Here is a 13,675-nt window from a genome sequence, read left to right on the forward strand (position 1 = left end):
ACCGCATGCAGGGGGACCACCGTCGAGACCGCTGATCCGTTGGCCCACAGGGCGCCGACCGTCTCCTTCCCGGACTGGGCCAATGGCTCAGTCCCGAGAGGCTCTGTTGAGCCACGGGGGCAGGGGGTGGTACCTCTGCCGTATCCACGTAACTCAGGGCGCCGTGCGGTGCCGGAGCGGCGACGACGCCGGATCCGGAGCGCGGCGCCCTCGCCGTGCCCGACGTCCGCCGGAGACCCCGGCCCGGCGCGGGTGGGGCGGGCACCATGGCAAGGGGGCGGCACACCGTCATGAAGAGGATGTTCACGGCTCCCGATCCAGGACGCCTGCGGCTGCGGACCGCACTCCGCGCCGTCATCGGTGTGGGCGCCGCCGTCGCCGCGTCCGAACTGTGCGGCCTCTCACTCTCGGCGTCGATCACCGGGGGCCTCGCGGCCCTGCTCGCCCTGTTCACCGTCACCGACGCGAGCGTCCCCGCCCAACGGATCACCACCGCGCTCCTGCCGGCCGCCGGATTTCCCGTCCTCGCCCTGGCCGCCGCCCTGCACGACGTCACGGCCGCCCGTGACGCGGCGTTCGTGGCCACCGTTTTCTGCGGTGTCTACGCCCGCCGCTGGGGGCCGCGGGGCCAGGCGCTCGGGATCTTCGCGTTCATGAGCTACTTCGTGGCGCAGTTCCTCCACACCGTCCCGGCGGACCTGCCCGGACTGTACGCCGCCATGACCCTGGCGCTGCTCGTCGCGGGCGTGGTGAGGTTCCTGCTGTGGCCGGTCGAGCGGGCCCTCCCGCCCGTCGCGCTCCCCGCCGGGCCGCCCGGAACGGGGCTGACCCGCCCGACCACCCGGCAGGCGTTCCAGGCCGCGGTCGCCTGCGGCCTCGCCCTGCTCGTCGGACAGGCCCTCTCCGAGGACCGCTGGTACTGGGCCGTCGGCACCGCCTGGTGGATCTTCGTCAACACCGCCTCGCGCGGCGAGACCCTGGTCCGAGGCTTCCGCCGCGTCCTGGGAACCGTGATCGGCGTCGCCGTCGGTCTGCTCGTCGCCGTCCCGCTGCAGGGGGCGCCCGCGCCGTCGGCCGCGCTCGTCGCGCTCTGCGTCTTCGGGATCTTCTACACGGCGGCGGTCTCGTACTCCTGGATGATGCTGGCGGTCACCGTCATGGTCAGCCTCCTCTACGGCCTGCTCGGGGTGCTGGATCCCGGTCTGCTCGCGCTCCGTCTCGTCGAGACGGGGGTGGGCGCGGTCTGCGCCACGCTGGCCGTGGTCCTCGTCCTGCCGGTCACGACGCACGCGACCAACGACGCCTGGATCCGGCGGGCCCTGCACTGCGTGCACGCCGCCGCGACCGCCACCGCCGCGCGGGTGGAGGGTGTCCCCGGGGCCGACCCGGCTCCCCATGCCGCCGAGCTGGAACTGCTGTTCGGCCGGGCGCGTATGGCGCTCGCTCCGCTGGTCCATCCCCTGAACCCCTTCCGGGCCCGCAAGGCCCGCGCCCGCGCGGCTCTCCGGCTGCTCGACGACTGCGTGGGCGAGGTGCGTGCCCTGGTCTCCGCCACCGCCGACCCGGCCGGTTCGCGCGAGGCCTCCCTGATCGACGCCTGCTGGCGGGTGAAGGCGGCGGTGGAGGCGCTGACCACCCCCGGTGGCCGCGCGGCCGCCCACGGACCGAAAGCGGTGGACACCCCCGTTGAGGAGGCCGGGACCGCCCTGGGGCATCTGCACAACCTGGAGAGGGCACTGTCGGATCTGGCGACGCCGCTCGGCACGGCCCCGGGCTCCCGGCCGACCGGCCGCGCCCTGGCCGACAGCTCGTCGCTCACCTGAAACCCGTGCACCTGTAAGGGGCGCGGGGAACCGCGCGAGAAGGCCCCACCGACCCGCACGCGGCCGACGACCGAGCAGTGGGCGAAGGTGCGCAGCCCCGGGCCAGTGACGGGCGGGGACGGCGCCCGTGCGTCCCGGGCGTGGCACACGGCGGAGCAGAGGGCGGCCCCGGGGCGCACGCGGCCGCTCTCGCGCCGCCCCGCACTTTTGGTCTAGACCTACTGCTAGGGTTCGCCCGCAAAACCGGGCCAAGCGGGAGGGGGCGGCAGTGACACCGGAAGTGGACGCGACGGACGTGGGCAGGGCGGACGTGGGCACGGTCGGCGGGCCGCGACGGCGGCGGGCGTACATCGGGTCGTTCACGTCGGCGGGAGGCCCCGGAGTCCTGGTCGCCGACGTGGACGACCGGAGCGGCGCGCTCACCGTCGTGGGCGGCGCGGACGACGTCCCCGACCCCAGCTACCTGGCCCTCGCACCCGACGGGCGCACGCTGTACGCGGTCAGCGAGCGGACCGCGGGAGCCGTGGCCGCCTATCGGGTGACGGGCGACCAGCCCGAGTTGACGGGACCTCCGGAGGCGGTCGGCGACGGCCCCACCCACCTCGCCCTCTTCGCCGGTCACGTCCTGACCGCCGACTACGGCTCCGGCAGCGTCACCGCCGTCCCGCTGCGCCCCGACGGCGCCCTCGCGTCCCCCGCCTCCGGGACCCTCAGGCACACCGGGTCCGGGTCGGGGTCCGGCCCCCGCGGCCGACGGGAACCGCGCGCCCACCAGGTGGTGCCCGATCCGTCCGGCCGCCGCTTCCTCGCCGTCGACCTCGGCACGGACTCGGTACGGGTGTGCGCGCTGCGGGACGGCGTCCCCGTCGCGCTCGACGAGACGGCGCTGCGGCCGGGCTCGGGACCGCGCCACCTCGCCCTCAGCCCAGGTGGACCGGACGGATCGTACGTCTATGTGCTGAACGAACTGCTGCCCACGGTCACCGTCTGCCGCTGGAACGCCCTGGACATCCCGCTGGAGCCGCTGGGGGAGACCCCGGTGCTCGCGGACGCCCCGGAGGGCGACGCGTACCCCTCGGGCCTCGTCGTGTCCCCCGACGGCCGCTTCGTGTGGACGGCCACCCGCGGCACGGACGTACTCTCCGTGCTCGCCGTCGAGGGCGACGGGCTGCGCCTGGTCACGACCGTGCCCTGCGGCGGCCACTGGCCCCGCGCCCTCGCCTACGCGGCAGGCACGCTGTACGTGGCCAACGAGCGCTCAGGCGACGTCACCTGGTTCACGGTCGACCCGCACACCGGCCTGCCGGTCCGGGCAGGCTCGATCGAGGTGCCCGCGGCCTCCTGCGTCGTCCTGGGCACCCTTTAGGGCCGCGAGACACCACAGCCCAGCGAAGCCGCCCTCTGGGGAGTCGCGCGGACGGGGGGCCGCGCCCGGCACGCGTACGGCCGAGGGCCCGCTCCTGCGAGAGGAGCAGGCCCTCGGCCGGACGGGTCGCGGTCCGGGTCGGTGCCGGAGTCAGCGGACCGGCATGCCCTGCGGCTGCTGCGGCGCGATGCCGAGCGCGGTCGTGTACTTGCCGAGCGCCAGCTTGCCGATCGCCGGGTAGGGGCCGAGCGCCTCGGCGGCGGAGCAGCCCGCCTCCGTGGCGGCCGCCTCGATCAGACCGGCGTCGATCTCCGGCCCTATCAGGTACGGGGCGAGGGCCAGCTGCTGCGAGCCCGACGAGCGCAACTGCTCGGCCACGGAGGTGATCGAGCCCTCCTGGTCGAGGGCGGCGGCCATCACCGGCACGGCGAGCCGCGCGGCCAGCAGCATGCCCGTGATCCCGGCCGCCTGCACGGCCTCCTCGCCGCCCACGGTGGCGAGGACGATGCCGTCCGCGGCGGTGGCGACGGTGAACAGCCGGGCCCGGTCGGCACGTGCCAGTCCCGACTCGGACAGGCGCACGTGCAGCGCCTCGGCGAGCAGCGGGTGCGGTCCGAGGACGTCGGTCAGCTCGGCCGCGATACGGCTCTCCATGACGGCCTGGCGGACCTGGCGGAGCGTGGCGCTGTCCGGACCGGCCAGCAGGGGCACGACGACGGCGACGGGGCCGTCCGGCTCCTTGACGTCCAGGCCGGCGGCGCGCGCCTGCTCGTAACGGGCGGTCCGCTCCTCGGCGGCGCGCGTGAGCACCGACTGCAGCGTGGGGAACTCGTCGGCGCCACCGTCGACGTAACCGATGCGGGCGTCCAGGCCGGGCAGCTCGGAGCGCGCGATGCTCACGACCTCCTCGGCGAGGCTGCGCGTGGCGGCGCTGGGCGTGCCCGGCACCGCGAGGACGAGCGCGGGCGCGCCCTCGGGAGCCGCCAGCGGCTCGGGGCGGCGGTGCCGCCCGGGCTGGCGGGGTCGCGGCATTCGTACAGGCAGGCCGGACGCGGGCCCAGTGGGGGAGCTCATGGCGCCGCATGTTACTGGCTTCTTGGGCTCCCCTGTTCGGGGAGGGTGCAGGTGAGCGGTATCCGTCCTGATTTGTCTGATGAGTTACGTGACGATCAGGACCGATCGGTACCGCAATCATCTGCCGAGCGGTCCACTCGGGTGACCGCGACGCCGCTTGTCCGACAGGCGGAATTACTCCCTGTTTCAGGTACTATTTTTCGGCCATCATGTACAACATCCGTTCGTCGTACGGCAAGCCGGTCCCTCCGGCCGCCAACGAGGCGGCGATGCGCACGGCACCGACGAGCGGATCCCCCTCCGCCCGTTCCAGCGGCGCGTGGGGCAGCCGCGCGGCCAACTCCGCCTCCAGCGGGACGAGGAGCGGGGCGCCCAGCTTGAACAGACCGCCGGTCAGGGCCACTCGGGGCCCTCCTGAGGCCGGGCAGACGGCGGCCGCCGCGTCGGCCATGTGCCGGGCCGCCTCGCGCAGGATGCCGGTCGCCACCGGGTCGTCCCCGGCGCAGGCGGCCACCTCGGGCGCGAACGACGCGAGGACCGCCGGGCGGTCGGCCCTCGGGTAGACCCGGCCGGGAATCCCGGCCGGCGGGCCGAACACCCCCTCCGCGCGCGCCAGCAGCCGGGCCGAACCGCCGTCCCGTCCGTCGTGCGCCCGCATCGCCGCCTCCAGCCCGGCCCGGCCGATCCACGCCCCACCGCCGCAGTCCCCGAGGAGATGGCCCCAGCCGTCCGCCCGACGCCAGGCGGTCAGATCCGTACCGATCGCGATCAGCCCCGTACCGGCGGCGATCACCGCACCCGGCCGCACCCCGAGGGCACCGGTGTACGCGGCGACCGCGTCGGCCACCAACGCGACCCGGCGCACCCCCCACTCGCGCGTCAGCGCGGACGGCAGCTCGGCTCGCATCTGCTCGCCGAGCGACGCGAACCCGGCGGCTCCGACGACCACCGCCACCGGAAGCGCGCCCCCGGCGTCGGCGAGCAACCGCCGCGCCAGCGGCAGCAGCAGCTCCAGCAGATGGCCGGCGTCGATGCCGCGCGCACCGGTCCGCACCGCCTCCCGGCACACCACCGGCTCCCCGAGCACCTCGGTGCCCCGGGCCAGCGCCGCCCGCAGCCCGGAGCCTCCGGAGTCCACGGCGAGCACGAGGGGTGCCTGCTCCTTGGGGGGCCGGGAGGACGCGGGACCGCCCGTCACGGCAGACGCCAGTCCACGGGAGCGCCGCCCTGGCGGACCAGGCGGTCGTTGGCGCGGCTGAAGGGGCGGGAGCCGAAGAGGCCCCGGTCGGCCGGCGCTCTGTTATGCAGCAGCACACCCTGCCGGGTCCAGGGCGTCAGGTCACCGTTGGACGGTTGAGCATGCCTCAGGTCGGTGTGGAGCTCCCGGTAGATGTTGACTGAGCGGGGCAAGCTCCCCTCCTTCCAGGTGACCGGCTACGCGATCTGCTCGACCGTCTCGGAGATCTCGACGCGGAGGAAGAGTAGCGCCTGAGGGAGGGCCGGGTATGCGAGTCTCCCTGGGTATGCGGGGTGTCTGTGAGTGCCAGTAGAGTGACGCGCCGTGGCTCCACGACCTTTGCATGAACTTGTTGAAGCGGGCTGGGCGAAGGCTCTTGACCCTGTGGCTGAACGCATCGCGGCGATGGGGGACTTCCTCCGTGCCGAGATAGCGGCCGGCCGGACTTATCTTCCGTCCGGGGCGAATGTCCTGCGGGCGTTCCAGCAGCCCTTCGATGATGTCCGTGTCCTGATCGTCGGTCAGGATCCCTATCCCACCCCGGGGATGGCCATCGGGCTGAGTTTCGCGGTCTCGCCCGAGGTGCGTTCGTTGCCGGGGAGTCTGGAGAACATCTTCCGGGAGGCGCACTCCGATCTTGGGTTGCCCAGGCCGTCGAACGGCGATCTCACGCCGTGGACGCAGCAGGGTGTGCTGTTGCTCAACAGGGCGTTGACGACGGCCCCGCGCAAGCCCGCCGCGCACCGGGGCAAGGGGTGGGAGGAGGTCACGGAACAGGCGATCCGGGCCCTCGCCGGGCGTGGCAAGCCGCTGGTCTCCATCCTGTGGGGGCGTGACGCGCGCAATCTGCGACCCCTGCTGGGTGAGCTTCCGGCGATCGAGTCCGCGCACCCCTCCCCGATGTCGGCCGACCGCGGCTTCTTCGGCTCGCGGCCGTTCAGCCGTGCCAACGATCTGCTGATCCAGCAGGGTGCCCAGCCGGTGGACTGGCGCTTGCCGTAAGCCGATCTGATGGCTTGTCAGGTGCCTGGTCGGGCAGGCGTCAGATCACCGGCGAAAGCCTGGCGGTACTCGCTCGGTGTGGTCCCCGTGGTGCGGCGGAAGTGCTGCCGGAAGTTCGCCGGGGTGCCGAGGCCGCAGACCTGGCTGATGTGGCTGATGGTGGCGTCGGTGGTTTCGAGGAGTCCGCGGGCTCGGTCGACGCGCGCCATGTTGAGCCACTTGATCGGCGTGGTACCGGTCTCGGCCGCGAAGCTGCGCACGAAGGTCCGGGAGGATCGGCGGGCGTGTGCGGCCAGGTCGCCGACCGTCAGGGGCTTGTCGAGGCGGGTCAGCGCCCACTCCAGAGTCGGGCCGAGGCCGGTCCTGCTCGGCGGTGCCGGCGGCCTCCTGATGAACTGCGCCTGTCCGCCTTCCCGGTGCGGTGCGGCGACGATCTCTCGTGCCACCGCGTTCGCGACAGCCGTGCCGTGGTCGCGGCGCAGGAGGTGCAGGCACAGGTCGATGCCGCTGGCCACGCCCGCGGAGGTGAGGACGTCTCCTGCGTCGACGTAGAGCGCATCGGGGTCGACCTCGACCTTCGGATGGAGGCGGGCGAGCTCGTCGGCGTAGCGCCAGTGGGTCGTCGCGCGCTTCCCGTCGAGCAACCCCGCGGAAGCGAGCGCGAACGCTCCTGTGCAGATCGGGGCGGTGCGGGCGCCGTTGCGGTGTGCCTGGCGCAGTGCGGCCACCGCCTCGTCCCGTGAGGCGTCGAGGTATCCGCGGAAGGCGGGCACGATCACGGTGTCCGCGGCGCGGACCGCGTCGAGACCGTGGGTGGCGAGAAGGGGCCATCCCTTGTCCGTTTCGACGGGACCCCGCCAAGACCACCTTCGCCGACCTGAGCAAGGAGAAGGTGGCCGCCACCGACGTCGACGCCCTCGTCCTCATCAGCTACAACGACCCCAACCCGGCGGCCTACGCCAGGAAACTGTTCAAAAAGTTCCCCCAGTGGCCGGCCGCCAGGAACAACACGTACGTGACGCTGTCCGACACGATGTACCTCGGCCCCAGCAACGACGTGGCCGTGGAGAAGATCGCGAAGACGCTGCACCCCGACGCGCTCTGAGCCGGTTCAGGGTCCCGTTGGCGTTCACGTTCCTGCCCGTCGCGCTGGCCGCCACCATGATCGTGGCGATCAGTATCGGTGCCGTCACCGTCCCCGTCGGGGACGTGTGGAAGATCGTCCTGCATCACGTCACCGGGGTGGGAGCGGCGCCCTCCGACCCCGCACTCGACCAGATCGTCTGGAATTTCCGCACCTCGCGGGTGGCCCTGGCGGCCGTGGTCGGCGCGGGCCTGGCCGTGTCCGGGGCGGTGCTGCAGACCGTGGTGTCCAACCCGTTGGCCGACCCCACCGTGCTGGGCTTCTCCTACGGAGCCACGCTCGGCGCCGTCCTCGTCATCACCCTGGGCGGGAGCACCGCGCTCGCCGGGCTCGGTGTCGGCGGCGGCCTTCATCGGCGCGCTGGCCGCGGGCGCGCTGGTCTTCGCCCTCGGACAGCGCCGGGGCCGGATGGCCCCGACCAGGCTGATGCTCGCGGGCGTCGCCGTCGGATATGTCTTCCTCTCCGCGACCAGCTACGTCCAGCTCCAGGCGTCTCCCACCGAGCTGCGGACGGTGATGTTCTGGATGCTGGGCAGCGTCTCGGGCGCCCAGTGGGACCAACTGCCCACCGTCACGGTGGTCGTACTCGTCACGACCACCCTGATGACCCTGTTCGGCCGCCGTCTCGACGTGCTGCTGGCCGGCGACGAGTCCGCCACCGCGCTCGGCGTCGACGTCAACCGGCTGCGCGCCCTCCTGCTGGTCCTCAGCGCACTGCTGACCGGCACGGTCATCGCGGTCGCGGGCGGCATCGGCTTCGTCGGCCTGATGATCCCGCACCTGGTGCGGCTGACCATCGGAGCCGACCACCGCCGCCTGCTGCCCCTGACCGCGCTGCTGGGCGCCGTCTACCTGGTCCTGGTCGATCTGCTCTCCCGCACCCTCGACCGCCCCAACGAACTGCCACTGGGCATTCTCACCGCCCTGCTCGGCGCCCCCTTCTTCCTTTGGCTGCTGCGCCGTGACAAGGGTTTGGACTGACCGCATGAAACTCACCGTCGACCGCCTCCACGTCACCCTGGACCGCACCAAATGGACGATCGGATGGCGGGCCAGGTCCCGGACTGGGAGGAGCGAGGTGTGCCCGCCGGAGACGATCAGCGCCATGCAGGGGTCGGGCAGCGGCCCGCGCTCCAGGGTGTCGGCGGCGACGTGCCCGGCCAGATGGTGCACCCCGTACAACGGCACCCACCCTTCCCCTTCCTGCGCTGAAGTAGTTATTGCAAGGATTTTGCAATAAGGAAGGTCGATGTGCACCCGCTCCCGGAAGCCCAGATCGCCGCTGACCCGAGAGGGTCGGGCGAAGGGGTGGTGCTGAGCGCCGAGGAGCGGCCTTGACCAGTGCGTTCCCCAGCGCAGACGCAATCCTGACGGGGGCTTTGCCGCATTCGACTTGTTCCTGCGACCCATGCGCAGAAACCTGGGGGAGCGGCTGCAAACAGTCGCTCACATGCGGGTTCCCCACGTATTCCGTGACCGTCCGCAGAGAGTGAGGCCCACGTCCCCATGCCCACCGCTCCCGATCCCTCCGTCCGTCCAGACGCCCCGGCCGGCGGGCGCGGCCTCTCGGGGCGCCGTCTCCGCGCGTCGATGACCCGCAAGGAGTGGGCGAGCCTGGGCGGGATGGCGGCGTTCATCCTGGCCCTGCACGTCATCGGCTGGTTCACACTGGTCGCCGTCGTCGCGCCGCACCACTACAGCCTGGGCACCAAGACGTTCGGGATCGGTATCGGCGTCACCGCCTACACCCTCGGTATGCGGCACGCCTTCGACGCCGACCACATCGCGGCCATCGACAACACGACCCGGAAGCTGATGAACGACGGGCAGCGCCCGCTGTCGGTCGGCTTCTGGTTCTCCCTCGGCCACTCCACCATCGTCTTCGCCCTCGCCTTCCTGCTCTCCCTGGGCGTCAAGGCGTTGGCAGGCCCGGCCGAGAACGACGACTCCACTCTGCACGGGGTGACCGGCTGGATCGGTACGACGGTCTCCGGGACCTTCCTCTACGTCATCGCGATCATCAACCTGGTGATCATGGCCGGAATCTGGAAGGTGTTCCGGCAGATGCGCTCCGGCCACTTCGACGAGGCCGCGCTGGAGGAGCAGCTGAACAACCGGGGCTTCATGAACCGCCTCCTGGGCCGCGTGATGAAGTCGATCACCAGGCCCTGGCAGATGTACCCGCTCGGTGTCCTGTTCGGCCTCGGCTTCGACACGGCCACGGAGATCGCCCTGCTGGTGCTGGCCGGGTCGGGTGCCGAGTCCGGCCTGCCCTGGTACGCGATCCTGTGCCTGCCGATCCTGTTCGCGGCCGGCATGTCCCTGCTGGACACGATCGACGGCACGTTCATGAACTTCGCCTACGGCTGGGCCTTCTCCAAGCCGGTCCGCAAGGTCTACTACAACCTCACCATCACCGGCCTGTCCGTGGCAGTCGCCCTCATCATCGGCACGGTCGAACTGCTGGGCCTGGTCGCGGAGAAGGCTGACCTGCACGGCCCGTTCTGGGACTGGGTCTCCGGCCTGGACCTCAACATCATCGGATACGTCATCGTCGGGCTGTTCTTCGCGACCTGGGCGATCGCCCTGCTGGTGTGGAAGGTCGGCAGGATCGAGGAGAAATGGACGTCGGGGCTGGCCCACGAGCCCACCTCCGCCAAGTAGCCAACTAGACGCCTCCGGACCGCACGGCGGCGGCCGATGCCCTCCGCCTCAGTCGGCGCAGCGCGCGCACCGGCCGTACACCAGCAGAGATCCCGTGGAATACGGCCGTAACCTGGTCAGCTCCTCGATCGTGAGTACTGAGGTGCTCTCCCGAGGCGTGAAACAGGGCCAGTATGCGCATCCGGCACGGTGTGCACCGCAGTCCGCGCCGCCTCAGCAGATCGGCGTCGGCGAGCTGGCGGACGCCATCGCCGAGTCCTTCGGCTCCTTCGCGGGCTTCAAGGCCCAGCTCACCAAGGCCTCCGCGACCACGCAGGGTTCGGGCTGGGGTGTCCTCGCCTACGAGCCCCTCAGCGGCCGGCTGATCGTCGAGCAGGTCTACGACCACCACCTTCACTTGCAGGCGGCGATACGGGAGGGCCCCTGCGAGGACGTGACTCGCAGGGGCCCTTCTGTCGTCGGAGGCGATCGGGGCGTACCGCGCTTGGCGGGCACCGGATCGACCGCCCGCCTCGGGCGGGTCAGGCGGTCGCCGGCTGTGCTGGCAGGACGTGATCGCCGACCTTGTCCGTGCTCAGGCACAGGGAGCAGACGACGGCGTCATGGGTCTGGCACGCGGCCAGGTCGGGGCGCTCGTACGGCTGACGGCAGACGTGACAGTCGAGGGTGACCGCGCTCGGGTTGCCGTCGGCGTCGAGCATGGGCTCGTCGATGCCGTCGTCGGTGCGGCGCAGGTAGTACTTGCCCTTGGTGACGATCGCCATGACCGGGGTGAGGACGAAGGCGATGAGAGCGGCAGCCACGGGGGAGTAGGGCTGGAGGGTGTCGCCGAGGCCGTGGAAGTACATGGCGATGGACAGCCCGGACGCGGCGACGAACGCGACGACGCCGACCGGGTTGACGGCGTAGAGCATGCCGCGCCGGAACTCGGGGGCGTGCGGGGAGAGTTTCAGCAGGTACTTGTTGACGCCGATGTCGGTGGCGACGGTGACGACCCAGGCGATGGCGCAGTTCGAGTAGAAGCCCAGGATGCTGTTGAGGAAGCTGAACATGTCGGCCTCCATCAGCGCGAGCGCGAAGCCGAGGTTGACCAGGACGAAGACCATGCGACCCGGGTAGCGCTTCGTGACGCGGGTGAAGGAGTTCGTCCAGGCCAGCGAACCGGAGTACGCGTTCGTCACGTTGATCTTGATCTGGCTGATGACGACCAGGGCGACGGCCAGCGGCAGCACGGTCCATGACGGCAGCATCGCGTCGAAGGCGCCCTTGAACTGCTGGATCGGCTCGGTGGCGACGGCCGGACCGACCTCGGCGAGGACGTACACGGCGAGGAAGACACCGATGGCCTGCTTCAGCGCGCCGAGCACCACCCACCCAGGCCCGGCCATGACCACGGCCGTCCACCAACTGCGCTTGTTCGCCTCGGTCTTGGGCGGCATGAAGCGCAGGTAGTCGATCTGCTCGCCGATCTGCGCGATGAGGGAGAGGCAGACGCCCGCGCCGAGCAGTACGGAGGCGGTGTTGACGGCGCCGTCGCCGTCGGTGCCGGCGTAGGCGAGGAACCGGTCGACGGTGCCCGGGTCGTTCGACACCAGGTACACCAGCGGGGCGACCATCAGCAGCAGCCAGATCGGCGTGGTCCACACCTGGAGCTTGCTCAGCGCCTTCATGCCGTAGATGACGAGCGGGATGACCATCAGGGTGGACACCAGGTAGCCCAGCCACAGCGGCATGCCCAGGCCCAGCTTCAACCCCTGGGCCATGATCGAGCCTTCGAGGGCGAAGAAGATGAAGGTGAAGCTGGCGAAGATGACGCTGGTGAGGACCGATCCGTAGTAGCCGAAGCCGGAGCCGCGGGTGATCAGGTCCAGGTCGATGTTGTAGCGGGCGCCGTAGTACGCCAGCGGGAAGCCGGTGACGAAGATGACGACCGCGGCGACGGCGATCGCCACGAGCGCGTTGCCGGTGCCGTGCGCGAAGGCGATACCGGCGCCGATGGAGAAGTCGGCCATGTAGGCGATGCCGCCGAGGGCCGTGGTCGCCACGACCATCGGGGTCCAGCGGCGGTAACTGCGGGGCGCGAAGCGGAGGGTGTAGTCCTCCAGCGTCTCCTTGACGGCCTGGTCGGTACTCGGCGCCGCCTTCAGCGCCGGTTCCGGTTCTGTGGCCTCTGCCAGTCGCGGCTCGGTACTCATGCCACGCCTCCTTGCTGCGGGTCGGGACCGCGGTGGGGGGCCTCACCCGGAAGGACGGGCGAGGAACGAGGTGTCCCGCATGACAACGTTGGCGGAGCGGGACGCAGGCGGGGCGCGGGGCCTGGGCTCTGCTCGCGGACCTCCCGCCTCGTAACCATGACGAGGGACGGTAGGCAGGGGTAATTACCCCTGAATCCTTCCTGGATGAATGCGGTGTTTCGCAAGCCTCTCAAGGCGCGGTTGAAGTGCGTCTCACTCCGGGCGAAACGACAATCCGCAAGGCCATGCAACAGAGGACAGGGCCCGGGGTGACGGCCAACCTCCCTACGGCTGCTGCCCGCTCACGCCAGTTCTGCGGCGAGCGTCCGGAGCCGCGGGACGACTTCAGGGTGGTCTCCGCGTGAGGCTGACTGCAGCAGTTCGGTGATGGCGATGATCTGTGCGATGCGTCCGGGTTCCGTCTGGAGTACCAGGAAGGTGTCCCGCACGCGCTGTGCGAAGCCGGGGGCGAGCAGGGAGTACGCCGGCAACATGGCGGCGTCGTATCCGGCAGGCGCCTGACCGAAGCCTTGCCAGTCGAGGAGGTAGGGGGTGGTGTCCGTGATCCGGTCTCACCCTGCTGCAGCGCCGGCCGACGGCATGGGTGTCGGTGCCATCTGATCGGTCGATGTTCAACTCGGCGTGAAGTCCCTGGCGGTGGTAGGACCGTGGCGGGTTGCTGTCGGCTGCCTCACCCGGCGCTGGTTTGGCCCACGGGTTCACGAGCCGGCAATGTTGATCTCCTCGGTGAGCTGGGGGAAGACGTCGAAGAGGTCGCCGACGACGCCGTAGTCGACGAGGTCGAAGATCGGGGCCTCGGCGTCCTTGTTGACGGCGACGATGGTCTTCGAGGTCTGCATGCCGGCGCGGTGCTGGATGGCGCCGGAGATGCCGTTGGCGATGTACAGCTGCGGGGAGACGGACTTGCCGGTCTGGCCGACCTGGTTGGTGTGCGGGTACCAGCCGGCGTCCACCGCGGCGCGGGAGGCGCCGACGGCCGCGCCGAGGGAGTCGGCGAGGGCCTCGATGACGGCGAAGTTCTCGGTGCCGTTGACGCCGCGGCCGCCGGAGACCACGATCGCGGCCTCGGTCAGCTCCGGACGCCCGGTGGACTCGCGCGGGGTGCGGCCG

At 71.3% G+C, this 13,675-nt stretch carries 10 protein-coding genes and 6 pseudogenes; 7 read left to right on the plus strand and 9 right to left on the minus strand.

Annotation, left to right across the window (positions count from 1 at the left end; all coding sequences use genetic code 11):
* Positions 1 to 299: 299 nt before the first annotated feature.
* Positions 300 to 1,823, plus strand: coding sequence for an FUSC family protein (locus tag P1P70_RS12825; protein ID WP_319236955.1), 1,524 nt, complete (start codon positions 300 to 302; stop codon positions 1,821 to 1,823).
* 268 nt (positions 1,824 to 2,091) lie between these two features.
* Complete coding sequence (locus P1P70_RS12830; protein ID WP_413471463.1) at positions 2,092 to 3,189, plus strand: lactonase family protein; 1,098 nt, start codon at positions 2,092 to 2,094, stop codon at positions 3,187 to 3,189.
* A 150-nt stretch (positions 3,190 to 3,339) separates the two neighbouring features.
* Here P1P70_RS12830 and P1P70_RS12835 read toward each other — a convergent pair whose 3' ends face one another.
* From P1P70_RS12835 to P1P70_RS12845, 3 genes and pseudogenes are all read right to left on the minus strand, one after another.
* Positions 3,340 to 4,263 carry a hypothetical protein gene (locus P1P70_RS12835; RefSeq protein ID WP_319236946.1) on the minus strand — a complete coding sequence of 308 codons (924 nt, stop codon included), beginning with the start codon at positions 4,261 to 4,263 and terminating at the stop codon, positions 3,340 to 3,342.
* 193 nt (positions 4,264 to 4,456) lie between these two features.
* Entirely contained in the window at positions 4,457 to 5,410 is a 954-nt protein-coding gene (locus P1P70_RS12840; RefSeq protein ID WP_319236947.1) for an N-acetylglucosamine kinase, read from the minus strand.
* Positions 5,411 to 5,457: 47 nt separating this feature from the next.
* A pseudogene (locus P1P70_RS12845) lies at positions 5,458 to 5,673 on the minus strand (hypothetical protein); the annotation flags it as partial.
* Between the two features lie 151 nt (positions 5,674 to 5,824).
* Between P1P70_RS12845 and P1P70_RS12850 the strand changes: the two are divergent.
* A complete protein-coding gene (locus P1P70_RS12850) occupies positions 5,825 to 6,502 on the plus strand; it encodes a uracil-DNA glycosylase (protein ID WP_319236948.1) in 678 nt (225 codons plus the stop codon).
* 17 nt (positions 6,503 to 6,519) lie between these two features.
* On the opposite strand, the gene P1P70_RS12855 is transcribed toward P1P70_RS12850, so the two are convergent.
* Both P1P70_RS12855 and P1P70_RS12860 read right to left on the minus strand, forming a co-directional pair.
* The gene (locus P1P70_RS12855) at positions 6,520 to 7,017 is read right to left on the minus strand and encodes a GlxA family transcriptional regulator (protein WP_319236957.1); all 498 of its coding nucleotides are present in this window, start codon (positions 7,015 to 7,017) and stop codon (positions 6,520 to 6,522) included.
* Positions 6,991 to 7,344 (minus strand): annotated as a pseudogene (locus P1P70_RS12860) (DJ-1/PfpI family protein); the annotation flags it as partial. The gene P1P70_RS12855 and the pseudogene P1P70_RS12860, both read right to left, overlap by 27 nt.
* 14 nt (positions 7,345 to 7,358) lie before the next feature.
* Here P1P70_RS12860 and P1P70_RS12865 point away from each other — a divergent pair.
* Positions 7,359 to 7,607, plus strand: a pseudogene (locus P1P70_RS12865) (iron ABC transporter substrate-binding protein); the annotation flags it as partial.
* Positions 7,608 to 7,663: 56 nt separating this feature from the next.
* A pseudogene (locus tag P1P70_RS12870) lies at positions 7,664 to 8,627 on the plus strand (FecCD family ABC transporter permease).
* A 48-nt stretch (positions 8,628 to 8,675) separates the two neighbouring features.
* On the opposite strand, the pseudogene P1P70_RS12875 reads toward P1P70_RS12870, so the two are convergent.
* Positions 8,676 to 8,834 (minus strand): annotated as a pseudogene (locus P1P70_RS12875) (tRNA (adenosine(37)-N6)-threonylcarbamoyltransferase complex transferase subunit TsaD); the annotation flags it as partial.
* Between the two features lie 402 nt (positions 8,835 to 9,236).
* Here P1P70_RS12875 and P1P70_RS12880 point away from each other — a divergent pair.
* Entirely contained in the window at positions 9,237 to 10,310 is a 1,074-nt protein-coding gene (locus tag P1P70_RS12880; protein ID WP_319236949.1) for a HoxN/HupN/NixA family nickel/cobalt transporter, read from the plus strand.
* Between the two features lie 208 nt (positions 10,311 to 10,518).
* Positions 10,519 to 10,701 (plus strand): annotated as a pseudogene (locus P1P70_RS12885) (Fe-Mn family superoxide dismutase); the annotation flags it as partial.
* Positions 10,702 to 10,831: 130 nt separating this feature from the next.
* Here P1P70_RS12885 and P1P70_RS12890 read toward each other — a convergent pair.
* From P1P70_RS12890 to P1P70_RS12900, 3 genes are all read right to left on the minus strand, one after another.
* Positions 10,832 to 12,505 (minus strand): allantoin permease, encoded by a 1,674-nt coding sequence (locus P1P70_RS12890; protein ID WP_319236950.1) that lies wholly within the window; start codon positions 12,503 to 12,505, stop codon positions 10,832 to 10,834.
* Between the two features lie 341 nt (positions 12,506 to 12,846).
* Positions 12,847 to 13,038: a hypothetical protein gene (locus tag P1P70_RS12895; protein ID WP_319236951.1), complete on the minus strand. Its 192-nt coding sequence runs from the start codon at positions 13,036 to 13,038 to the stop codon at positions 12,847 to 12,849.
* 225 nt (positions 13,039 to 13,263) lie between these two features.
* Positions 13,264 to 13,675: electron transfer flavoprotein subunit alpha/FixB family protein (locus tag P1P70_RS12900; RefSeq protein WP_319236952.1), on the minus strand; the 412-nt coding region annotated here is incomplete at its 5' end.

The organism is Streptomyces sp. MB09-02B, from assembly GCF_033794485.1.
Lineage (GTDB): Bacteria > Actinomycetota > Actinomycetes > Streptomycetales > Streptomycetaceae > Streptomyces.

What these genes read in the sequence shown, in the direction of transcription:
- P1P70_RS12825 (WP_319236955.1), top strand. Translation starts at nt 300, where the DNA reads ATGTTCACGGCTCCCGATCCAGGACGCCTGCGGCTGCGGACCGCACTC.
- P1P70_RS12835 (WP_319236946.1), bottom strand. Translation starts at nt 4,263, where the DNA reads ATGAGCTCCCCCACTGGGCCCGCGTCCGGCCTGCCTGTACGAATGCCG.
- P1P70_RS12880 (WP_319236949.1), top strand. Translation starts at nt 9,237, where the DNA reads ATGACCCGCAAGGAGTGGGCGAGCCTGGGCGGGATGGCGGCGTTCATC.
- P1P70_RS12890 (WP_319236950.1), bottom strand. Translation starts at nt 12,505, where the DNA reads ATGAGTACCGAGCCGCGACTGGCAGAGGCCACAGAACCGGAACCGGCG.
- P1P70_RS12895 (WP_319236951.1), bottom strand. Translation starts at nt 13,038, where the DNA reads ATGTTGCCGGCGTACTCCCTGCTCGCCCCCGGCTTCGCACAGCGCGTG.